At 61.9% G+C, this 21,299-nt stretch carries 19 protein-coding genes and 2 pseudogenes; 11 read left to right on the top strand and 10 right to left on the bottom strand.

What is annotated here, in order from left to right:
• Window positions 1-280 (bottom strand): annotated as a pseudogene (locus tag BG60_RS19995) (helix-turn-helix domain-containing protein); the annotation flags it as partial.
• 90 nt (window positions 281-370) lie between these two features.
• Here BG60_RS19995 and BG60_RS38275 point away from each other — a divergent pair.
• Window positions 371-682 (top strand): hypothetical protein, encoded by a 312-nt coding sequence (locus tag BG60_RS38275; RefSeq protein WP_033536235.1) that lies wholly within the window; start codon window positions 371-373, stop codon window positions 680-682.
• Here the strand turns inward: BG60_RS38275 and BG60_RS19985 are convergent.
• A complete protein-coding gene (locus tag BG60_RS19985) occupies window positions 624-1,622 on the bottom strand; it encodes an FUSC family protein (protein WP_008348589.1) in 999 nt (332 codons plus the stop codon). The two genes, BG60_RS38275 and BG60_RS19985, sit on opposite strands and share 59 nt — an antisense overlap.
• A 33-nt stretch (window positions 1,623-1,655) precedes the next feature.
• A complete protein-coding gene (locus tag BG60_RS39060; RefSeq protein WP_162483412.1) occupies window positions 1,656-1,946 on the bottom strand; it encodes a hypothetical protein in 291 nt (96 codons plus the stop codon).
• Between BG60_RS39060 and BG60_RS19980 the strand changes: the two genes are divergently transcribed.
• The 4 genes and pseudogenes from BG60_RS19980 (at window position 1,945) to BG60_RS19965 (ending at window position 6,571) form a co-directional block, all read left to right on the top strand.
• Window positions 1,945-3,465: a methyl-accepting chemotaxis protein gene (locus tag BG60_RS19980; RefSeq protein ID WP_008348591.1), complete on the top strand. Its 1,521-nt coding sequence runs from the start codon at window positions 1,945-1,947 to the stop codon at window positions 3,463-3,465. The two genes, BG60_RS39060 and BG60_RS19980, sit on opposite strands and share 2 nt — an antisense overlap.
• 232 nt (window positions 3,466-3,697) lie before the next feature.
• Window positions 3,698-4,992: pseudogene (locus BG60_RS19975) on the top strand (MFS transporter).
• 353 nt (window positions 4,993-5,345) lie between these two features.
• On the top strand, window positions 5,346-5,924 hold the full coding sequence (locus BG60_RS19970) for a PAAR domain-containing protein (RefSeq protein WP_051996552.1): 579 nt from the start codon (window positions 5,346-5,348) through the stop codon (window positions 5,922-5,924).
• Window positions 5,924-6,571: a M35 family metalloendopeptidase gene (locus tag BG60_RS19965; protein ID WP_008348594.1), complete on the top strand. Its 648-nt coding sequence runs from the start codon at window positions 5,924-5,926 to the stop codon at window positions 6,569-6,571. Before BG60_RS19970 ends, BG60_RS19965 begins: the two co-directional genes overlap by 1 nt.
• Before the next feature lie 677 nt (window positions 6,572-7,248).
• Here the strand turns inward: BG60_RS19965 and BG60_RS19960 are convergent.
• Window positions 7,249-8,172 (bottom strand): LysR family transcriptional regulator, encoded by a 924-nt coding sequence (locus tag BG60_RS19960; protein ID WP_008348596.1) that lies wholly within the window; start codon window positions 8,170-8,172, stop codon window positions 7,249-7,251.
• A gap of 153 nt (window positions 8,173-8,325) precedes the next feature.
• Between BG60_RS19960 and BG60_RS19955 the strand changes: the two genes are divergently transcribed.
• From BG60_RS19955 to BG60_RS19935, 5 genes are read left to right on the top strand one after another with little or no spacing between them, the layout of a single operon-like run.
• The gene (locus BG60_RS19955) at window positions 8,326-9,501 is read left to right on the top strand and encodes an L-rhamnonate dehydratase (RefSeq protein ID WP_008348598.1); all 1,176 of its coding nucleotides are present in this window, start codon (window positions 8,326-8,328) and stop codon (window positions 9,499-9,501) included.
• Window positions 9,502-9,547: 46 nt separating this feature from the next.
• The gene (locus BG60_RS19950; protein ID WP_034472435.1) at window positions 9,548-10,846 is read left to right on the top strand and encodes an MFS transporter; all 1,299 of its coding nucleotides are present in this window, start codon (window positions 9,548-9,550) and stop codon (window positions 10,844-10,846) included.
• Window positions 10,847-10,870: 24 nt separating this feature from the next.
• Window positions 10,871-11,872, top strand: coding sequence for a 4-hydroxythreonine-4-phosphate dehydrogenase PdxA (locus tag BG60_RS19945; protein WP_008348602.1), 1,002 nt, complete (start codon window positions 10,871-10,873; stop codon window positions 11,870-11,872).
• Between the two features lie 4 nt (window positions 11,873-11,876).
• A complete protein-coding gene (locus tag BG60_RS19940) occupies window positions 11,877-12,833 on the top strand; it encodes an amidohydrolase family protein (RefSeq protein WP_008348604.1) in 957 nt (318 codons plus the stop codon).
• Between the two features lie 24 nt (window positions 12,834-12,857).
• Window positions 12,858-13,778, top strand: a complete 921-nt coding sequence (locus BG60_RS19935; RefSeq protein WP_008348606.1) for a dihydrodipicolinate synthase family protein — start codon at window positions 12,858-12,860, stop codon at window positions 13,776-13,778.
• Here the strand turns inward: BG60_RS19935 and BG60_RS19930 are convergent, their stop codons facing one another.
• A complete protein-coding gene (locus BG60_RS19930; protein WP_008348608.1) occupies window positions 13,779-14,690 on the bottom strand; it encodes a LysR family transcriptional regulator in 912 nt (303 codons plus the stop codon).
• A 94-nt stretch (window positions 14,691-14,784) separates the two neighbouring features.
• Here BG60_RS19930 and BG60_RS19925 point away from each other — a divergent pair, with 94 nt between their 5' ends.
• Window positions 14,785-15,885: an NADH:flavin oxidoreductase/NADH oxidase gene (locus BG60_RS19925; protein WP_008348610.1), complete on the top strand. Its 1,101-nt coding sequence runs from the start codon at window positions 14,785-14,787 to the stop codon at window positions 15,883-15,885.
• Window positions 15,886-15,927: 42 nt separating this feature from the next.
• Here BG60_RS19925 and BG60_RS19920 read toward each other — a convergent pair whose 3' ends face one another.
• From BG60_RS19920 to BG60_RS19900, 5 genes are all read right to left on the bottom strand, one after another.
• Window positions 15,928-16,614, bottom strand: a complete 687-nt coding sequence (locus BG60_RS19920) for a substrate-binding domain-containing protein (RefSeq protein ID WP_152563221.1) — start codon at window positions 16,612-16,614, stop codon at window positions 15,928-15,930.
• A gap of 5 nt (window positions 16,615-16,619) precedes the next feature.
• Window positions 16,620-17,303, bottom strand: a complete 684-nt coding sequence (gene ligK / locus BG60_RS19915; RefSeq protein WP_008348612.1) for a 4-carboxy-4-hydroxy-2-oxoadipate aldolase/oxaloacetate decarboxylase — start codon at window positions 17,301-17,303, stop codon at window positions 16,620-16,622.
• Between the two features lies 1 nt (window position 17,304).
• Window positions 17,305-18,330, bottom strand: a complete 1,026-nt coding sequence (locus BG60_RS19910) for an amidohydrolase family protein (RefSeq protein ID WP_008348613.1) — start codon at window positions 18,328-18,330, stop codon at window positions 17,305-17,307.
• A gap of 15 nt (window positions 18,331-18,345) precedes the next feature.
• Entirely contained in the window at window positions 18,346-19,695 is a 1,350-nt protein-coding gene (locus tag BG60_RS19905; protein WP_034472432.1) for an MFS transporter, read from the bottom strand.
• Window positions 19,696-19,769: 74 nt separating this feature from the next.
• Window positions 19,770-21,071 (bottom strand): gallate dioxygenase, encoded by a 1,302-nt coding sequence (locus BG60_RS19900; protein WP_008348615.1) that lies wholly within the window; start codon window positions 21,069-21,071, stop codon window positions 19,770-19,772.
• Window positions 21,072-21,299 lie beyond the last annotated feature (228 nt).

Here is a 21,299-nt window from a genome sequence, read left to right as displayed (position 1 = left end):
GATCGAGCGCCTTCGCGGGCCACGCGAGATCGCGCGATGCGAGCGCGATTTCCGCTTCCGCAACGATGCAGCGCGAACGCGCCAGCGCCTCTTTCGCGCCGAACGCGCGCGCCGCGCTTTTGACGAGCGCGCGCGCCCGAACGAAGTCGCCGAGCTGCGCCATTGCGATGCCGCGCAACGCGAGCGCATTCGCATCCTCGCGCAACGCGATGCGATTCAGCGCGCCGAGCGGATCACCCGCCGCGAGCGCGCGCGCCGCCGCCGTGATCAGCGAATCCATGCGAATCCCGACACACTTGTCACTCCTTTGCCGTGCACGGCCGCGACTAATCTAACACCGTACTCGACGCGCCTTGGCAGGAAGGACATCATGAACATCGAACGAGAGAGCAGCCGCTTCGTCGCGATAATCGCGCTCGTCGTCGTGGCGAGCGTGATCGCGTTTCATGCGATGCACATACCGATGTCATCGATGAGCGAGTGGCCGATGCCCGGCGGCTGGATGTCATCGCCCGCCTTCACGCCGATGTGCGGCCGCGCATGGTTGCGCGCGATGGCGGCGTTCATCGGCATGTGGCTCGCGATCGTGAAGGCGACGCTCTTCGTCTTCGATCCGCGGACATTCAACGCGACATGCGACGCGCCAGCACATGCGCGCCCAGCACGCACACGATGCCGATGACTCCGCCCGCGAGCACATGCGTGAGCCGCTCGAACGCATCGGCGGCGGACTGATTCGCCAGCATGATTGCAAGCGCAACGAACATGCAGCGAAAGAAGTATCCGACGATATAGCGCTGAAATGCGACGAGCGTGAGGAACGCGGCGAGCGTCGCGAGCGTGACGGCCATGCCCGAATGCGGCACGACGAAGCGCCCGAGCACGATGCCGATCGGCACGCCCGCGATCACGCCCCACGCGCGGTTCCGCAGCTTCGTGCGCGCCGTATCGACCGAACCGGTGACGATGCTCGCCGCGCCCCAGATCACCCAGTTCGCGTGATCCATGTGCGCGTACACGACCATCATCGCGGCAATGCCGACGCTTGCGAGCATCGCCGCGAGGTCTTCGCCGAAGGGCGCGCGTTCGCCGAAATCATCGAGATTGGACCAGCGTGACGCGGGCTTGCCACGCGAGCGCATATGCGCCGACAACATCGCTGGCACGAGCGCGGCAAGGAGATAAGGCAACCAGGCGGGCGCGGCGTGCAACAACGCATCGACGGTGCGTCCGCCGTGCAGTTCGTTCGCGAGAATGAGCACAGGAATGAAAGTCCAGTTGCCGACCGTGCGAAGTTTCGACCCGCGCGATGCCAGCAGAATCACGCACGCCGCGAGCGTCATGCACGCAACGACGAAGAACGCCGGCACGAGTTCGGCAAGCAGCAGCAGATACGTCCCGGCGATGACCGCGAGTCCGTGCGCGACGACGCCAGGCGGTCTCAACGCGAGCTGGTCTTGCGCGATGGTCGTGGCGATCGCGAGCAGCGACGCCTTCATCCATAGCGCGTTGCCGGTGGCGAGCGCAAGCGCGACGAAAGGCAGCAGCGCGATCGTCGCGTGCGCGAGCGGCCAGAACTTGATCTCGCTGGCGATACGAAGATGCGGTGCATCGGCGGACATGCGCTGTGGCCTCTTCGTGAGTTCGCATGAAGTTTAGTCGTCGATCCGGGCCGATGTGAACAATCGCTTGCAATGCGCCGTCGATTCCCGGTTCGCTCCGGCAAACCCTTGAAACAAGGCTTCTTCGCATGACCGTGCTAAAACATCATTTAAACGTTTTCTAAAGGACTTTGCGCTGCGGTCGTTATACAGATCAGCCGATGCACTCATCGGCGGCGCGGCAGACGAAGCATCGCCGTCACCGCTCGCGCACGCGCCCTTGCGATGCAGCCACCTTGAGAGAGCTATGTTTTCCACAATCAAAGGCCGACTGGCCTTGGCCATGATGCTTCTGAGCGCACTTCTGATCGCGGTCGGCATGGTCGGACTGATCGGCATGACTCAGTCCAACACAGTCACGCACGACCTCTTCACGAATGAAATGCCGAGCGCGGTATCGGTCGGCAATGCGGAAATGTTCGTGGCGCGCGAGCGTCTCTCCTTCGATCGGGCGGCGCTGAACGTGGGCACGCCCGCGGCGGAAGAAGCGATCGGACGCGGCGCGTTGATGCGCAAGTCTTCCGACGAAGCCTGGACGAAGTACTCCGGATTGCCGCAGGGCCCGGAAGAGAAAGTGCTCGCCGAGAAGTTCGGCGCGCAGCGTCTCGCAGTGCAGAAGCTGCTCGACGAAGGCTATGCCGATATACGCGCGCAGGATCAGGCGAAGATCGTCGCCGATGCGAACGCGATGCAGGTCTCGTTCAACGAGCTGGCGAAGACGGGCATCTCGCTGCGCAAGCTGCAATTCGATCAGGCGAAAGCCGCCTATGACAACGGCCAGCAAGTCTTCGGCATGTTCCGCATGGCGTCGATCATCGCGATCCTCGTGGGCATCGCCGCTTCGTTCTATTCGTGGGTGTCGCTGCGCCGTCGCATTTCGCGTCCGCTCGATGTGGCGCTTGCGCAGTTCGATGCGATCGCGAGCGGCGATTTGCGCAGCAACGTGAAAGTGACGTCGAACGACGAAATGGGCCAGTTGTTGCGCGGTCTCGCGACGATGCAATCGAGCCTCATCGATACGGTGCGCACTGTGCGCGGCGGCAGTGAGTCGATTGCGTCCGCAACCAAGCAGATCGCGGCGGGCAATGTGGATCTTTCGTCGCGCACCGAAGAACAGGCGTCGGCGCTTCAGGAAACCGCGTCGAGCATGGATCAGCTGACCGGCACGGTCAAGCAGAACGCCGACAACGCGCGCCAGGCGAGCGTGCTTGCTGCGAATGCGTCGGAGATCGCGGGCAAGGGCAGCCATGTCGTGTCGCAGGTCGTGACGACGATGGGCGAGATCAACCATAGCTCGTCGAAGATCGCGGACATCATCACGATCATCGAAGGCATTGCGTTCCAGACGAACATTCTCGCGTTGAACGCAGCCGTCGAAGCGGCGCGCGCCGGTGAAGAAGGCCGCGGCTTCGCGGTCGTCGCTGGGGAAGTGCGCTCGCTCGCACAGCGTTCGTCGGCGGCGGCGAAAGAGATCAAGGAGCTGATCGACAACTCCGTCGAGCGCGTGCAATCGGGCGCCGCGCTCGTCGATGAAGCCGGCCGCACGATGACGGAGATCAGCACGGCGGTGCAGCGTGTGACCGACATCATGGGCGAGATCGCGGCGGCGTCGGAAGAGCAAAGCAGCGGCATCGAGCAAGTGGCGCGCGCCGTCACGCAGATGGATGAAGTGACGCAACAGAACGCGGCGCTCGTCGAGGAAGCGGCGGCGGCTGCGCAATCGCTGGAAGATCAGGCGGGCGCATTGCGCACGGCGGTGGAGACCTTCCGTCTTCACGATGAAGGCATGCGCGCGACGGTCTGACGCCTTTTCGCGTCTCGATGATGCACGGCTCGCGATCCTTCGGGACGCGAGCCGTTTGTCTTTTGCCGAGCCATAACCGCCGGTAATCACCTCATGAGGCGAATTCAATAGACGGCTATCGCTGTTTTCGCGAGACTGCGGAGCGTCGGATCGACATGCGGTCCGTCCTCGATAAAAGAGCGCGCGCAACGAATCAGCCAGCGCGCAACAAGCCTCGGAGGAGACATAGAAGATGCTGCATCGACCCAGAGTCACCCGCTCCGTGCTCGCGCTGATGTGCGCGATGTCGTTCATCATGTATCTCGATCGCGTGAACCTGTCCGCTGCGGCGGGCCTCATACGCGACGATCTTCATCTCACCAATACCGACGTCGGCCTCGTGTTCGGCGCGTTCGCCTATACGTATGCGATCTGCCAGGTGATCGGCGGATGGTTCAGCGATCGATTCGGCGCGAAGACGACGCTCGTGCTGTGCGCGTCGATCTGGATCGTCGCGACGATCGCGACGGGTTTCGCGGGCGGCGTCGTGTCGCTGTTCTGCGCGCGCATGTTGCTCGGCGTCGGCGAAGGCGCGGCGCTGCCGGCGCAGGCGCGCGCGCTCGTCAACTGGTATCCGGCGAGCAAGCGCGGCTTCGTGAAGGGGTCACGCATTCGTTCTCGCGTCTTGGCAACGCGCTTACGCCGCCGTTGATCGCGTTGCTGGTCGCGTTCGCTTCGTGGCGTGCGTCCTTCGTGCTCGTCGGCGCGCTGACGGCCGTGTGGGTGATCGTTTATGCGTGGTACTTCGCGGACAATCCGCGCAAGCATCGGCATATGACGGCCGAGGAAGAAGCGGAGTTGCCGCCGGAGAACAAGGTCGCCGTCGACAAGACGCGCGAACCGACGCCGTGGGGACGCCTGCTCAAGCGCATCTCGCCGACGATGCTCGTCTACTTCTGCTATGGCTGGACCGGCTGGCTCTTCTTCACGTGGCTGCCGACGTTCTTCATGCATGGACGCGGGCTCGATCTGAAGAGTTCGGCGTTGTTTTCGGCGGGCGTGTTCTTGTCGGGCGTCGTCGGGAATACGGCGGGCGGCGTGATCTCCGATCGCATTCTGAAGCGCACGGGCAGCGTGGTTTCGGCGCGGCGCAACATGATCATCGTCGCGTTTCTCGGGGCGCTCGTGTTTCTCGCGCCGGTGATGTTCGTGAAGTCGCTGCCGGTCATGGCTGCTTCGATGAGCCTGTCGTTCTTCTTTCTCGAGATGACGATTGGACCGATCTGGGCCGTGCCGATGGACATCACGCCGAAACATGTCGGGATTGCCAGCGGGCTGGTGAATGCGGGGTCCGCTATCGCGGGGATTTTCTCGCCGATCGTGTTCGGGTTTGTCGTCGATCGGACCGGGAGTTGGACTTTGCCGTTCGCTGGATCGTTGGGGTTGCTCGCGGTTGGCATCGTGATGACGTTTTTTATGCGGCCGGATATTGCGTTGGATAGCGCTGGTGCGGCGGCTTCTGGGAGGGAGTTGGGGTTTGCGGAGTAGCGGGTTTTTGCGGTCATTCGGCTGTTCGGATTTCTTTCGCTGGATCCCGGTTTCGTCCCCGGTCGTCGCTAAACACAGCGGCCGGGGTGACGTCAAGCATCGCCACCACGTCCGTCGAAGGATGCTATTCCGATGTTGCAATCTCGGACGGCGCTCACCTATCGACTGCAAATTCACCATTGCGCAGTCACGTTGCATTCAAGCATACGCCCGGGTAGATCATCTCTTCTGACACGGCTTGTCCATCGTTTTCGAAAGTATCGTAGCTCGTCAACATAAAGTTACGCCAATCTATTCCGTCGGATACCTAAATCCGCTACGTTCGTTATCTCCGACAAAACAGATTGACGAACATGCAAGAACGCGACGTACTCGATGGCCGGGGCACGAGCAGTGAGCTTTCCATTGCTGGATCCGCCATGCGTAAAGCCGCAATACGAGAGGGCGATCCAACGACAACAGGTGGCTATGTCATCGCTGGTACATCAACAATTCGCGACGGCAAGAGAAAGGTTGCTCTCAGCGACGACCAAGCGACATGCGGGAACTGCGAAGGCACTTACAAAATACATGGGACCGGACAGGGCATAAAGGAGAAGGGCCGTCATGCGGTGGTTGATAACGATATCGTGCTCTGTCCATGCAAACAGAATCGAGTCGTAATCGGGAAGAGACCGGGCATTTTCCTCAAGAGCGGCGCGGGTAGTGGCAACACGCACGGCGCGAGCATGCCAACCATCGCTTCCGTTTTCGACGAACAATACGTCTTTCGCGACAGAACGAACGGTCGCCCCCTCGCTAACGTGTTCTATCGCCTGGTCAGCAGCAACGGCGTGACCGTGGAAGGTGTGACAGACCAAGCAGGACGGACGCAACGCATCAAAACCAGCTTAACCGAAAAAGTCGTGGTCGAGATTGAAGAAGCAGAATAATGGCAAAAGAGATATTTGAAGTTCATTCCTCGATGACTAACGCGGTCAAAGGCTCGTCCGTGGATGTGTATGTCAATACGCAGCGCATCTGCCCGAACATGACCAATGCGCAATTTAGGGAATTGGTCTTCTCTTGCAGAGACGAAGCGGTTCAGATGACTGATGCCCGTCTGAACGACCTTCGCCGATGGAATCAGGCGGACGAAGCGCGTGTCGACATATGGTTCGGGAGATGTGACGAAACGACTCGACAAACTCTGATCAGGGGCCTTTCTGCCATCTCGCGCGTTCTTAAGACTTTGAAGGCCGAAAACTTTGTGCGATGGGACCCCGATCACGCTACACATATTTCGTGCTCACCAAACTTGAGTAACGCCCTTGGCGCAGTGGCGGAAGTATGTGCCCCAGATACGGAGACGCACACCATCGCGATACGCGAGGCCTTCTGCGAAATGCGATCGGTGTCATATGCAAAGGACTCGATGGTTTCCACACTGATCCATGAGGCTAGTCACTTCAACGACACTATGGCGACCAAAGATTGGAGATACTTCATGAGAGAGTGCCTTCCGCTCGGCAAGACCAACCCAGAACAAGCCATCGAGAATGCAGACAGCATTGCCGGTTATGTCATCTACAGTATGTAAAGCAGTATCGAGTCTGCTTCTCGCCGCGTCGACAGGTGTGCTCGCCTGCGTTCCAAGCGAGAACTTCGACATCTACTTCAATCAGGACAGCGCGGAGGTCCCGACCGCGGAAGTGCTTCGGCTCGCAGGGTGGGTAGCAAAACAGCAGTTGGCGTATGCCCAACACGTCACGAAGGAGATAACGCAAATTAGCGGACATGCAGAAACGACTGAGCGCGATCCGCAAAGGCTCGCCGAGGCGCGTTTAGTTGCGGGAAAGCGGTTGCTCACACAACTTGGCTTCGTTAGAGGAGAAGTCGAAACGGATACTCATATCTATGAACATTCTCGCCTGACCAACGGCAAGCGGGTCGAAGTCTCATTCCTTCCCGAGTGCCCCAACGTGTGTTGTCCGACAAGTTCGGGTCTTCCAAGGAATTAGGCAATGTCGCGGTCCGCTGTGGCGCGTCTGCCGGCGCACGAGTACGCGCCGCCCGCTCACTTCTCGATGTTTGTCTTCTCGTCATGTGCAGCATTGTGTGCCAGCAATTGGATGTGAGCTTAGCAAGGACGCAGTAAATGCCGCCAACCCCGACGCACTGTCCCATAGGGCTCGCCGGCCGGCTCCCGCACAGGGGCAACGCCAATAGACCACTAAGAAAACGAGATCCGGCGAGAGCAAAAATAAAACCAAACCCTCAAGCCTTCCGAATAGCCTCAATCACCAACTGCGTGGCAGGACTAATCCGCCTGTTCTTCCTGAGAATCAACCCATAAGGCGCGAGACGCCCCCGCAACGGGGTGGGCAAAGAAGCGATGGTATCGAGCGCAGCATAATAATCCGCGACCGAGCTAGGCAACACAGCCAGCATGTCCGAATCCCGCAACAGCGACAACGTGGTCAGAATCGAAGAAGTCTCCACGGTACTCACCGGCGGCGCCACACGCGACTCACGAAACGTCTGGTCGATGATCTGCCGCATCGGACTCGGATGCGGCTGCACGATCCACGGATACTTCGCGAGATCGGCGAGCTTCGGCTTGCCCGCAATACCAACAGAAGGATGATCCGGCCGCGCAACGATCGCGAGCGCCTCTTCCGACAAGGTCTCGAACGTCAGATCCAGCGCTGAGAAGCCATAAGGAATGCGCCCGACGACAATATCCAACTGATCCTGCTGCAAGGCCTGCACGAGCACATCGCTCGTATCGATCTGCACGCTGATCTGCAAGCGCGGATGCGCTTCCTTCAACTCCACGATCACCTTCGTCAGCAAGTCAGGCGCAGGCGCCATCACCGCGCCGATCCGCACCTTGCCGATATCGCCCGCCTCGATCGCCGCGAGCTCATCGCGCAATTCATCGAGGTCCTCGAACACGACGCGCGCATAGCGCATCACCGCTTCGCCGTAGATCGTCGGCTCCATGCCTCGCGCATGACGCACGAACAGCGACGCGCCGATCGTGTCTTCCAGTTCCTTCAACGCCTTCGTCGCGGCAGGCTGCGTCATCGCGAGTTCGTCGGCGGCGCTTCTGAGCGATTCGGTTTCCGAAAGCGCCATCATCAATTGCAGATGACGTAAGCGCAGACGTTTGCGGATGGTCGAAGCGGGCGCGATCATGCGAGTGATAACTCCAGGAAATAGCCTGATTCAAATTATTCAATGGTCAGTTATCGCGGAGTTTCGCACACTAGCGCTACCCGAAACAGCCGCGCAAACCCTCGCATCATGCAGTGCGCGCGGCATCAATCGAACCACACGGAGACACCGAAGATGAAGATCAAGCATGTCCGCGCGCGCGTTTTCGAATGGAAAGGCAAGGTCGTTCCGCCGCAATCACATTTCTGTACGAACGCCGTCGATATCCTCTACGAGCGCGGCGATGCAATGGGCTCGTTCCGCTTTCACGGCTGGCTCGTCGTCGAGGTCGAATGCGACGACGGCACCGTCGGCATCGGCAATTGCGCGCTCGCGCCGCGCGTCGCGAAGCAGATCGTCGATGAATATCTCGCGCCTATCGCCATCGGCGAAGATCCGTTCGATCACGAATACATCTGGCAGAAGATGTATCGGCGCACGCTCGCCTGGGGCCGCAAGGGCATCGGCATGGCGGCGATCTCGGCGATGGATATCGCGCTGTGGGACATCATGGGCAAGGCCGTGAGGAAGCCCGTCTTCAAGCTGCTCGGCGGCCGAACGAAAGAGAAGATCTGGTGTTATGCATCGAAGCTCTATAACAACGACGATCGCGACGCGTTTCTCGCCGAAGCGCAAGGTTATCTCGATCAAGGTTTCACCGCGATGAAAATGCGCTTCGGCTACGGCCCGAAAGACGGTCCGAAAGGCATGGCGAAGAATCTCGAACAAGTGCGACTGTTGCGCGAGCTTGCGGGCGATGACGTCGACATCATGCTCGAATGCTATATGGGCTGGACGCTGGAATACGCGCGCCGCATGTTGCCGCGCCTTGCCGAATTCAATCCGCGCTGGCTCGAAGAACCGGTGATCGGCGACGACGTCGAAGGCTATCAGGAACTCAAGAAGATGAACATCGTGCCGATCTCCGGCGGCGAGCACGAGTTCACGAGTTATGGCTTCAAGGATCTGCTCGAACGCCGGGCCGTCGATGTCATTCAATACGACACGAATCGCGTCGGCGGCATCACGGCGGCGCGCAAGATCAACGCCATGGCCGAAGCGTGGTCCGTGCCGGTCATTCCGCACGCGGGCCAGATGCACAACTATCACCTGACGATGTCGAGCACCGCGAGCCCGATGTCCGAGTTCTTCCCGGTGTTCGATGTCGAAGTCGGCAACGAGCTTTTCTATTACATCTTCGACGGCGAACCGCAGCCGGAGAACGGCTATCTGCAACTCTCCGATGAAACGCCGGGCCTCGGCATCACGCTGTCCGACAAGCATCTGAGCGACTTCAACATCATCGAATGACGATGCGACCACGGGACCATGCAGCCCGAGGCGACAGGAGACGAACATGGAAAGCAGAATCGAAGCACACACGGCGCACGACGCCGCCTCGTCCACACACGTGACGAGCGTGCGCTGGCGCATCTTCGGCGTGGTGTTCCTCATCACGCTGATCAATCTCGTCGACCGCATCTCGCTTTCCATCGCGATGCCCACCATCGCCAAGGAGTTCGCGCTCTCGCCCGCGATGCAAGGGCTCGTGCTGTCGAGCTTCTTCTGGTCATACGCGCTGTTGCAGATTCCGGGCGGCTGGCTCATCGACAAACTCGGCCCGCGCAAAGTAGTTGCAGGTGCAACTGTCTTGTGGGGTCTCTTCCAGACGCTGATGGGCGCAGCCACCGGCGGCATGTCGATGTTGCTATTGCGCGTGGGTCTCGGCGGCGCGGAAGCACCGCTCTTTCCCGCCGGCAGCAAGCTCAACGCGCTGTGGCTGTCGCGCAAGGAACGCGCGCGCGGCGCGGTGCTGATGGATGCCGGATCGCCGCTCGGCGCCGCGATTGGCGGTCTCGCGATCTCGAACCTGATCCTCATGTTCGGCTCGTGGCGCACCGCGTTCGTCGTCGCGGGGCTTGCGACCATCGCATGCGGATGGCTCGCATGGCGCTATCTGCGCGACGATCCCGCGAAACATCCCGGCGTCAATGGCGCGGAACTGGCGCATATCCACGACGGCGCGCCGCCCGCATCGAAGGCGATGCACGCAAGCCAGGACGATGCGCCGCTGCCGCTGCGCTCGACCATCGCGATGTGCGTCGGCCGCATGAGCTGGGCGATGATCTTCTTCGGCTTGCTCACGTGGGGCCCGAGCTATCTGACGCAGGCGCGCGGTCTGAGCCTTTCGCAGATCGGCGCGGCGACCTTCTTCATCTTCCTCGCGGGCGCGCTCGGTTCGCTTTCCGGTGGCTTCCTGTGCGATGCCTTGTGCGGGATGAATCTGTCGCGCGGTAAAGTCGTGAAGACGATGATCGCGGTCTCGGGCATCGCAACGCTCGCCGTATTCGCCGCGCTCCCGACGATCACTTCGCCCGTCGTCGCGGTCGCCGTGCTGTGCGGCGCATCGTTCCTGCTGATGTGGGGCAGTCTCTACTGGAGCCTGCCTTCGCTGCTCGCAAGCCCGGGACGCGTGGGCCTGCTCGGTGCATGCGTGAACTGCGCGGGCAGCGTCGGCGGCATTTCGATTCCGCTCATCACCGGCTTCATTCTTCAGCGCACCGGCTCTTTCGATGCGGTGCTGCACTTTTACGGCGCGTGCGCGCTGGTGTATATCTTCGGTTCGATCGCAATCGATCTGCGCCGCACGCGTTAATAACCGACAACGGACCATACAGACATGAAACCTCGCATCGCAGTGCTTCTCGGCGATCCCGCCGGCATCGGTCCCGAACTGATCGCGCGTCTCATCGCGAAGCCCGAGAATCGCGCGCGCGCCGATCTGCTCATCATCGGCGACAAGCGTGAACTCGATCAAGGCATGGAGATCGCGCAGCAACGCTTCGAGTATGGAGTCATCGACAACGAAGCGGCCGCCGCGCGCGATACCGGCGTGCCCTCGCTCATCGATTTCCGCCTGCCCGACGATGCGCCTTACGAGCGCGCCGTATCGACGGAACGCGGCGGCCGTTATAGCCTCGAAGCCTTCAAACAAGCGCTTGCGATGACGCGCGCAAACCGCACGCAAGCGATGCTGTTCGCGCCCGTCAACAAGACTTCGCTGCACATGGCCGGCATGGAAACGAACGACGAGATGGAATGGTTCGCGCGTCAGCTCGACTATAGCGGCGCGTTCTGCGAGTTCAACGTGCTCGACGAATTGTGGACCTCGCGCGTGACCTCGCATATCGCGCTGAAGGACGTGAGCGCGAAGCTCACGCCCGAGCGCATCGTCGGCGCGGTGCAACTGATTCACGATGGTCTGAAGCGCGCGGGCGTGGACAAGCCGCGCATCGCGGTGTGCGGCTTCAATCCGCATAACGGCGACAACGGCGCGTTCGGCCGCGAGGAAATCGACGTGATCGCGCCGGCCGTCGAAGAAGCGCGTGCGCGAGGCTATGACGCCCAAGGCCCCTTCCCCGCCGACACCATCTTCGTGCGCGCGCGCGATCAGAAGGTCTTCGATGGCGTGGTCACGATGTATCACGATCAAGGCCAGATCGCGATGAAACTCATGGGCTTCTGGCGCGGTGTCACGGTGCACGGCGGCCTGCCCGTTCCGATCACGACGCCCGCGCACGGCACCGCGTTCGATATCCACGGCCAGGGCCGCGCCGATGCCGGCGCCACGCAAAAGGCCTTCGACATCGCCGTGCGCATGGCGCAAGACCGCGTGAGCTGACGCCATGATGCAAGAACGCATCGAAGCATTGCGCGAACGCTTTCTGCAAAGCGGCGACGACGCCGATCTGCCCATCGTCGACGCGCATCATCACTTCTGGGACGTGTCGCGCAACTATCATCCGTGGCTGCGCGATCTGCCGCGCATCGCGTTTCGTTACGGCGATTACGCGTCGATCTGCAAGAACTTTCTGCCCGACGACTACTTCGCGCAGGCGGGCAATCATCGCATCGTGAAGACGGTGATGATGGAAGGCGAATGGGATCCGCGCGACGTGCTCGGCGAAGCGCGCTGGGCGACGGCGCTGCACGAACGCACCGGCTTGCCGAACGCGATGGCCGCGCAGATCTGGCTCGATCGCGACGATGTCGCCGATGTCATCGACGCCTATCGCGAGATGCCGCTCGTGCGCAGCGTGCGTCATAAACCGAAGACCGTGCCCCGCGCGGAACATCGCGCGGATTTCGCCGCGCCCGGCTCGATGCGTTGCGAACGCTGGCGGCGCGGTTATGCGTTGCTCGCGCAAAGTGGCCTGATGTTCGAACTGCAGGCGCCGTGGTGGCACTTCGAGGAAGCCGCAGAACTCGCGCGCGACTTTCCGCAGATGAAAATCATCGTGAACCATGCCGGCCTGCCCGCCGATCGTAGCGAGGAAGCGCTAACGGCTTGGCGCGCCGCGCTCGATGCGCTCGCGCGATCGCCGAACGTATGGCTCAAGATATCGGGGATCGGCGAACCTGGCGTAAGCTGGCGTGTCGAGCGCAACGGACGCATCGTGCGCAATGCGATCGAAAGCTTCGGCGTCGCGCGATGCCTCTTCGCGAGTAACTTTCCGGTCGATAGCCTCGTCGTCACGCTCGATGATCTTTTTACCGGCTTCAAGACGATCGTCGCAGCGCGCTCGCGCGAAGAACGTCTCGCGCTATTCTTCGACAACGCGTGCGCGCTGTACCGGATCTAGACCAACCAAAGGAGACTTACTTCAATGGCTGCACCTGTTTATCGCGGCGTCTTTCCCGTCGCTCCGACCATCTTCGACGATCAGGGCCGCCTCGATCTCGAGGGCCAGAAGCGCGCGATCGATTTCATGATCGATGCCGGCTCGCACGGCGTATGCATACTCGCGAACTTTTCCGAGCAGTTCGCGCTATCCGATGCGGAACGCGACACCGTTCAGCGCACCGTGCTCGAACATGTGGCGGGCCGCGTGCCGGTGATCGTCACGACGACGCATTTCAGCTCGCGCATCTGTGCGGAGCGCAGCCACGCCGCGCAGGACGCGGGCGCCGCAATGGTCATGATCATGCCGCCTTATCACGGCGCGACGATTCGCGTGGGCGAGCGCGGCATCCACGAGTTCTATCGCGAAGTATCGAACGCGATCGACATTCCGATCATGATTCAGGACGCGCCTGTCGCTGGCACGCCGCTCTCCGCGTCGTTTCTCGCGAAGCTCGCGCGCGACGTCGAGCATGTGTCGTACTTCAAGATCGAAACGGCGCAGGCTGCATCGAAGCTGCGCGAGCTGATCGAACTCGGCGGCGATGCGATCGTCGGTCCGTGGGACGGCGAAGAGGCGATCACGCTGATGCCCGACTTCGACGCGGGCGCGACCGGCGCGATGACGGGCGGCGGCTACCCCGACGGCATCCGCAAGATCGTCGATGCCTACTTCGCGGGCGATTCCGACAAAGCCGCCGAGCTGTATCAGCAATGGCTTCCGCTCATCAACTACGAGAACCGTCAGTGCGGTCTCGCGGCGTGCAAGACGCTGATGAAGGAAGGCGGCGTGATTCGCTCGGATGCAGTGCGTCACCCGCTCGCGCCGATGCATCCTGCCGTGCGCGAAGGCTTGCTGAAAGTCGCGCGCAAGCTCGATCCGCTCGTGCTGCGCTGGGGACATTGACTAGCGCCGACGCTTCTTCTTCGAATCGGCCTTGATTGTGGGAACGCCCACACGTTCCCGCAAATACTCCACGGTCCGCGCGCAACGCGCGGGCAGCGGCCATTCCGCGCGGCGGATGAGCCACAGCGTATCGATCACCGGCGCGCCGCATTCGACCACGCCGATCGCTTCCGGCTGGCCGAACGCGATGCGCGCATAACGCGGTATCACCGTGAAGCCGAGTCCGCGCGCGACGAACTCCAGTATGAGGCTGATCTGATTGCTGAAGCCTTGCCGGCGCAAGCTCGCGACGCCTGGATTGCCCGGGAAGCGGCGGCTCAGCAGACGGCTCGCTGTCATGTGCGCTTCCGGATAGTCGATGAAGCCGAGCCGTTCGAGATCGCTCCATTCGTGTACGTCTTCGTTCGCGGGCACGACGAGTTCGAGCGGCTCCTCGATGAACCTGCTCGCCGCGAGACGCGGATCGTCGGGCTTCAACGCGACGATGCCGAGGTCGTAGCGGCTCTCCAGCACGGCTTCGAGCACTTCCGAATCGGGCGCGAAGCGATGACGCATCTTCCATTCCGGACGCTGCTGCTGCAAATCGAGCAGCAGCGGAAACAGCACGAGCCCGATGCTGCCCGGCGTGATGAGGCCGATTTCGCCAGCTTCGTCTTCGCTATCCGACAGCCGGGACGCGAGACGCTTGCCCGCCAGTTCCATCTCGTTGCAATAGTCGATCAACGCCCTGCCCGCCGGCGTGAGTTCGATGCCGCGCGGACGGCGAACCACGAGCAGGCCCAGTTCGTCTTCCAGATGACGAAGATGCTGGCTCACGGCGGCCTGCGTCAGATCGAGCCGCTCGGCGGCGCGCGTGAAGTTGCCGAGGTCGACGAGCGCGAGAAAGGTGCGCAGCCATTGCGGATTGAGCATCACGAAATTTTATCGAACCGATAATCTGCGGATAGTTTTCATTATGACACTGAACGGTTAATCTGAACGCCTTCATTGATACAGAGAACCACAGATGTCAGCACTCTTCACTCCTTTCAAATTGAAGGACGTTACGCTGCGCAACCGCATCGCCATTCCGCCAATGTGCCAGTACAGCGCCATCGACGGCTTCGTCAACGACTGGCACCTGAGCCATTACGCGAGCCTTGCGCGCGGCGGCGCGGGCCTCGTGATCGTCGAGGCGACGGGTGTATCGCCGGAAGGCCGCATCACGCCGGGATGCACGGGTCTTTGGGACGACGCGCACATTGAAGGCATGAAGAACATCGCGGCGGCGATCAAGGCGGCGGGCGCGGTGCCCGGCATCCAGATCGCGCATGCGGGCCGCAAGGCGAGCGCGAATCGTCCGTGGGAAGGCGACGATCACATCCCGTCCGACGATGCACGCGGCTGGGACACGCTCGCGCCATCGGCGGTCGCATTCGGCGGCGGGCTGCCGAAAGTGCCCAAGGCGATGACGCTCGACGACATCGCGCGCGTGAAGGCCGACTTCGCGGCGGCCGCGCGTCGCGCACGCGAAGCGGGTTTCGAATGGCTGGAACTGCACTTCGCGCACGGCTATCTCGCCCAAAGCTTCTTCTCCGTCGATGCCAACCAGCGCGACGATCAATACGGCGGCGATCTCGCGGGACGCAGCCGCTTCATCGTCGAGACCTTCGACGCGGTGCGCGAAGTGTGGCCCGAGAACCTGCCGCTGACGGCGCGTTTCGGCGTCATCGAATACGACGGCCGCGATGAAGCCACGCTGAACGAATCCATCGAACTGACGAAGACGCTGCGTCGCAAAGGACTCGATCTGATGAGCGTGAGCGTCGGCTTCTCGACGCCCGATGCGCGCATTCCATGGGGACCGGCGTTCCTCGGCCCGATCGCGGAACGCGTGCGCCGAGAAGCGGAGATACCGGTTGCGTCGGCGTGGGGCTTCGATTCGCCGCCGAACGCGGAACACGCGGTCGAATCCGGTCAACTCGATCTCGTGATGATCGGCCGCGCGCATCTGTCGAATCCGCATTGGCCGTATCAGGCAGCCAAGCAGTTGAAGGTCGAGAAGCCGTCGTGGGCATTGCCCGCGCCTTATGCGCATTGGCTCGAACGTTACGCCGTCGCTGAATGACGTCGTGAAATGAAAAAAGCGCGCAATGGTTGCGCGCTTTTTTTAGTTGACCGGCTCCATGCCGTGTTCGATTTTGGTCGCGTCGGTATCGCTCGAACCGAGAAACGCCAGGAACGCGCGAGCATCTTTCGATGCGCTTGCGTTCGCACCGATCGCGCCTTCGAATACCGTCTGCGTTTGAATCGCCGGCGGCAACATACCGAGCACGTCGATGCCTTCGACGCCGATCATCTCGCTCAACTGCTGGAAGCCGAGTTCGACTTCGCCACGCGCGATGAGCGCGCCGACAGCGACACCCGGCGGCGCCTGCACGATGCGCGATGCGATGCGTTGAGCGAGGCCCCAACGCTCGAACAGACGCGTCAGATAGACACCGCTCGGCCCCGTCGAATAACCGATGGTGCGCGCCGCGAGCACGGCTTCGCGCACGGCGGCTTCATCGTCGATGGCAGGACGCCGCGCGCCCGCTTTCACCGCGATCGCAACGCCCGAACGCGCGATCCGCACGCGACTCGCTGCGTCGACGTGTCCTGATGCCGCGAGCCGATCGATCGCATCCGAAGCGAGCACGACAATATCGAACGCTTCGCCCGCTTCGATACGCCTGACCGCCGCGACGCCGCCCACCGATACGATCGCAACGCGCTGGCCCGACTGCGCTTCATACGCGCAAGCGAGATCGTTCAGCACTTGGCGCGTGCCCATCGAAGAGATACCGGTGATGCTCATGCGCGTCAGTCGATATAGCGCAGGCCCGCTTTTTCCAGCGGTCCGCGCATCTTGTACATGTCGAGACCGAGCACGCCGCTTGCGAGCTTCGCGCGTTTTTCTTCCTCGAGCGCCTCGCGCGCAGTGGCTTTATCGAGCACCTGTTGCGCCGATGCGGACGGCACGACCACGACGCCATCGTCATCCGCGACGATCACATCGCCCGGCGTGACCCATGCGCCCGCGCACACGACCGGAATGTTCACCGAGCCGAGCGTCGCCTTCACCGTACCCTTCGAGGAAATCGCGCGGCTCCATACGGGGAAGTTCATCTCCGTCAGCACGCGCACATCGCGCACGCCGCCGTCGATGATGAGCGCACGCGCGCCGCGCGCCTTGAAGCTCGTCGCGAGCAGATCGCCGAAGAAGCCGTCGGTATTGTCCGTCGTGCATGCGGCCACGACGATATCGCCAGGCTGAATCTGCTCGGCCGCGACGTGCATCATCCAGTTGTCGCCCGGTTGCAGCAACACGGTCACGGCCGTGCCGCTCACTTGCGCGCCCGCATAGATCGGCCGCATGTAGGTCTTCATCAGGCCGACACGGCCCATCGCTTCGTGCACGGTCGCCGAGCCGAGTGCGCCGAGCCTGGCGGCCGCATCCGCATTCGCGCGATTGATGTTGCGATACACCACACCCAGTTCGTACATATCAACGTCCCTTTGCTTTGAGCGCCGCATCGAGGCGCGGATACACGCGGCGCGCGTTGCCTTCGTAAATCTTGTAGCGCGCTTCCGGCTCGATCTGCGCGGCTTCGACGTAGCGCTTCGTATCGTCGAAATAGTGTCCCGTTTCAGGATCGATGCCGCGCACCGCGCCGATCATTTCGCTTGCAAACAAAATGTTGTCGACGGGAATCACGCGCGTCAGCAGATCGATGCCCGGCTGATGATAGACGCAGGTATCGAAGAACACGTTGTTGAGCAAATGATCCTTCAACAAAGGCTTTTTCAGCTCCTGCGCGAGTCCGCGGAAACGCCCCCAGTGATACGGCACCGCGCCGCCGCCATGCGGAATCACGAACTTGAGCGTCGGAAAATCGCGGAACAGATCGGACGTGAGGCACTGCATGAACGCGGTCGTGTCGGCGTTCAGGTAATGCGCGCCCGTCGTGTGAAAGCACGCGTTGCAGCTCGTGCTCACATGAATCATCGCAGGGATGTCGTACTCGACCATCTTCTCGTAGATCGGATACCACGAGCGATCCGAAAGCGGCGGGCTCGTCCAGTGCCCGCCCGACGGATCCGGATTCAGGTTGATCGCGACATTGCCGTATTGCTCGACGCACTTCACGAGCTCGGGAATGCACGTCGATACGTCGACGCCCGGGCTCTGCGGCAACATCGCCGCCGGAATAAAGCTATCGGGAAACAGTTCGCTCACGCGATAGCACAGCTCGTTGCAGATCGCGGCCCACGTGCTCGACACTTCGAAGTCGCCGATGTGATGCGCCATGAAACTCGCGCGCGGACTGAACACGGTGAGATCGAGGCCGCGTTCGCGCATCAGGCGCAATTGATTGCTTTCGATCGATTCGCGCAGTTCGTCGTCGCTGATATGCAACTCCGAAGCAGCCGGCATCTCCGATGGATTACTGATGCCGGCGATCTGCCGGTTGCGCCACCCTTCGAGCGCTTTTGGCGCGGTCGTGTAGTGGCCGTGAATGTCGATGATCATCCCTTACTCCAGGTACTAGTGTGCTGCAGTCGTTTGTGCGTGTGCTTCGTCGGCACGCGTGCGTTGTGCGACGAGAATCGATATTGCCGCGAGCGTCGCGGGCACGGCGAGCATCGCGAGGATCGCGCCGAACTCCCAGCCGAGGCCGAGCAACGCGCCGCCGAATGCGGAACCGAAGATGCTGCCGAAGCGGCCCATGCCGAGCATCCAGCTCACGCCGGTTGCACGCGCGACGGTCGGATAACGTCCCGGCGCGAAGGCGTTGAGACCGGTTTGCGCGCCGCTCATGCAAAAGCCCGCTGCGAACACGAGCACCGCGAGCGACGACGACAGCGCGCCGATCCACGCCAGTCCGAGCACGCACACCGCGCCGCCGAGATACGCCGCGCTGATGACGGGCGCCGGACGCGCCTTGTCCATGATCCATCCGACGATGATCGCGCCGATCGTGCCGCCGATCTGGAACATCGCCGTGACGTTCGCCGCTGCGGAAACGGTGAGGCCCGCGTCCTTCATGAGCGTCGGCAGCCAGCCGGTCAGCAGGTAGATCACGAGCAGGCCCATGAAATACGTGACCCACAGCGCTGCCGTCATCAAACCGTAGCCGTGCGAGAACAACACGCCGATCGGCTTCTTCGTCGGCAGCGGAGGCTCGTTCGATACGAACGTTTCGCTACCATCGAAACGCGCGCCGCACACGCGGCCGAGCACCTTGCCGATGCGTTGCGAGGTCGCGCCGCGCACCGCGAGCAGACGCGCGGATTCAGGCAGCAGCCAGATTTGCAGCGGGATCAGCAAGAGCGGCAGCGCGCCGCCGAAGATCAGCACCGAGCGCCAGCCGTGCACCGGAATCAGCCAGCCCGCGACGAAGCCGATCAGCGCGGAGCCGAGATTGAAGCCGGTGAACATGATCGTGATGAGCAGCGCGCGCTTGCGTTGCGGCGCGTATTCGGAGAGCAGCGTCGTCGTGTTGGGCATCGCCGCGCCGAGACCGATGCCGGTCAGTACGCGCAAAAGCGCCATGCTGGAAGGCGAATTCGTGAACGCGGTCGCGATCGTGAAGACGCCGAAGAGGAATACCGAGGTAATCAGAACCCACTTGCGCCCGATGCGATCCGATGCCGGTCCCGCCGCCAGTGCGCCGATCACGAGACCGATGGGCGCCGCGCTCATCACGAGGCCGAACGCGGGCCGCGAGATATGCCAGTCCGCGATGATCGATGGCGCGACGAAGCCCATGATCGCCACGTCCATGCCGTCGGCCGTCACGATGAGAAAGCACAGCGCCACCAGCAGCCACTGGTAGGCGGAAATCGGGCGTTCGTCGATGAAGCCCTTGATGTCGATGGTTTTACCGCTAGTCATGTTTGTCTCCTGTCCCCTGTTGGCCGGAGTCGGTGCTTCTGCGCTTACTCCGGTCCCATGCAACGCGTTCGTGTTTAGCTTCTGGCCTTTTCCGCTTTGTCCCAGTCGAGCTTCTCCGAGCCTTTGCCCGCGACCGAATACAACGCGCCCGGTGCGTTGCGCGTCTTTTGAAACGCTTCGAGCGTTTCGCCGCGCATCGCGGCGTAGATATGCAGATTCGATATGCCCGTCACCGCGCCGAGCTTTTCGAGCATGAAGAAGATCACGCCGTAATGAAGCAGGCCGCGCCAATCGCGCCGGCGAATGAGATCGCGTTCCTGCTCGGAAAGGCCCGCTGCTTCGAAGCTCGCTTCTTCATCGGCCTTGAATGCCTCGCGATGCGCGGGCTCGACCATGCGATGCAGATAATCGTTGATGCGATACGCGCGCACCGCCGTTTCGATCGAGAACGGATACGTGCCTTCGAGCTTCTCGACATCGGTGAGCTGAACGGCCATCTTCTGACGATGACGCTCGACGATCGCGGGCTTGGTCTCGCTGTCCTCGCCTTCGTAGATCGCGGTGGCGATGCCTGCCATCGACGGAAGGTAATAGCTGCGATGCTTGCACACGACGTTCGACGAAAGCGCACCGCGCATCGTCAGCCACATGATGACTTCGGCGCCTTCGTAGCCGCCGAGCGCCGCATATTCCGCGATGGTCATGTTCGCGAGCTGCTCGGGATCGCGCTCGAAGAGATCGAGGAAGCGCGCGTCCCATTCGGTGTTGTTGAAGCCCGAGCGCTCGCCGTGAACCTGATGCGAAAGACCGCCCGTCGCGAGAATCGCGACCTTGATGTCTTCCGGATAACTTTCGATCGCGCGGCGCAGCGCCTGCCCGAGCTTGTAGAAGCGGCGCGCGCTCGGCACGGGCAATTGCAGCACGCCCATCTGCAGCGGCACGAGCTTGACCGGCCATTCGGGCTTGTGCGGGCACAGCATCGAAAGCGGCGAGAAGCAGCCGTGATCGAGCGCCTTGTTCTGGAAGAACGACATGTCGAATTCATCGGTCATCAGCGAAGTGCCGATGTGCGCGGCGAGTGCGGGATGACCTTTGATCGGCGGCAGATCGCGCGCGCCGCCGCCTTCGTCCGCGACGCGCCATTCGGGACCGACGCCCAGCGCGAAGGCCGAATAGTGATCGAAAAAGAACGACGTGACGTGGTCGTTGTAGATCGTGACGATGACGTCGGGCTGCTTTTCCGCGAGCCAGTTCGCGAGCGGCGCGAAGTTCTCGAAGATCGGCGCCCAGACGGGATCGTCGCGCTTGTTCTTGTCGAACGCGAAACCGATGGTCGGCGTGTGCGAGGCGGCGATGCCTCCGATGATCCGTGCCATGTGCGCTACTCCTTCAGAATGCGTGGCCGAGCGGGCTTGCTTTAGGGAAACTGAAGCCGAAGGGTAGCGAGGAAGGAGGCAGGCCGGGTACTACGCGTAAACCAGAACTTTGCCTTTACGCATGGGGTTTTATAGGCGCGGAAGGCCGCTGGGACGCGGCGCGCGGCGAAGCGCGCAAGGGCCGCGTCGCCGATATGCCGATAAACAAAACTGATGGCTCGTGAAAGA

It is taken from the genome of Caballeronia zhejiangensis, assembly GCF_000698575.1.
GTDB lineage: Bacteria > Pseudomonadota > Gammaproteobacteria > Burkholderiales > Burkholderiaceae > Caballeronia > Caballeronia zhejiangensis.
This window is presented reverse-complemented; position numbering and strand designations above follow the sequence as displayed.

Bases quoted from the DNA above. Each gene is read 5' to 3' on its own strand.
- BG60_RS38275 (WP_033536235.1), top strand. From the start codon at position 371: ATGAACATCGAACGAGAGAGCAGCCGCTTCGTCGCGATAATCGCGCTC.
- BG60_RS19985 (WP_008348589.1), bottom strand. From the start codon at position 1,622: ATGTCCGCCGATGCACCGCATCTTCGTATCGCCAGCGAGATCAAGTTC.
- BG60_RS19980 (WP_008348591.1), top strand. From the start codon at position 1,945: ATGATGCTTCTGAGCGCACTTCTGATCGCGGTCGGCATGGTCGGACTG.
- BG60_RS39060 (WP_162483412.1), bottom strand. From the start codon at position 1,946: ATGGCCAAGGCCAGTCGGCCTTTGATTGTGGAAAACATAGCTCTCTCA.
- BG60_RS19970 (WP_051996552.1), top strand. From the start codon at position 5,346: ATGCAAGAACGCGACGTACTCGATGGCCGGGGCACGAGCAGTGAGCTT.
- BG60_RS19965 (WP_008348594.1), top strand. From the start codon at position 5,924: ATGGCAAAAGAGATATTTGAAGTTCATTCCTCGATGACTAACGCGGTC.
- BG60_RS19960 (WP_008348596.1), bottom strand. From the start codon at position 8,172: ATGATCGCGCCCGCTTCGACCATCCGCAAACGTCTGCGCTTACGTCAT.
- BG60_RS19955 (WP_008348598.1), top strand. From the start codon at position 8,326: ATGAAGATCAAGCATGTCCGCGCGCGCGTTTTCGAATGGAAAGGCAAG.
- BG60_RS19950 (WP_034472435.1), top strand. From the start codon at position 9,548: ATGGAAAGCAGAATCGAAGCACACACGGCGCACGACGCCGCCTCGTCC.
- BG60_RS19945 (WP_008348602.1), top strand. From the start codon at position 10,871: ATGAAACCTCGCATCGCAGTGCTTCTCGGCGATCCCGCCGGCATCGGT.
- BG60_RS19940 (WP_008348604.1), top strand. From the start codon at position 11,877: ATGATGCAAGAACGCATCGAAGCATTGCGCGAACGCTTTCTGCAAAGC.
- BG60_RS19935 (WP_008348606.1), top strand. From the start codon at position 12,858: ATGGCTGCACCTGTTTATCGCGGCGTCTTTCCCGTCGCTCCGACCATC.
- BG60_RS19930 (WP_008348608.1), bottom strand. From the start codon at position 14,690: ATGCTCAATCCGCAATGGCTGCGCACCTTTCTCGCGCTCGTCGACCTC.
- BG60_RS19925 (WP_008348610.1), top strand. From the start codon at position 14,785: ATGTCAGCACTCTTCACTCCTTTCAAATTGAAGGACGTTACGCTGCGC.
- BG60_RS19920 (WP_152563221.1), bottom strand. From the start codon at position 16,614: ATGAGCATCACCGGTATCTCTTCGATGGGCACGCGCCAAGTGCTGAAC.
- ligK (WP_008348612.1), bottom strand. From the start codon at position 17,303: ATGTACGAACTGGGTGTGGTGTATCGCAACATCAATCGCGCGAATGCG.
- BG60_RS19910 (WP_008348613.1), bottom strand. From the start codon at position 18,330: ATGATCATCGACATTCACGGCCACTACACGACCGCGCCAAAAGCGCTC.
- BG60_RS19905 (WP_034472432.1), bottom strand. From the start codon at position 19,695: ATGACTAGCGGTAAAACCATCGACATCAAGGGCTTCATCGACGAACGC.
- BG60_RS19900 (WP_008348615.1), bottom strand. From the start codon at position 21,071: ATGGCACGGATCATCGGAGGCATCGCCGCCTCGCACACGCCGACCATC.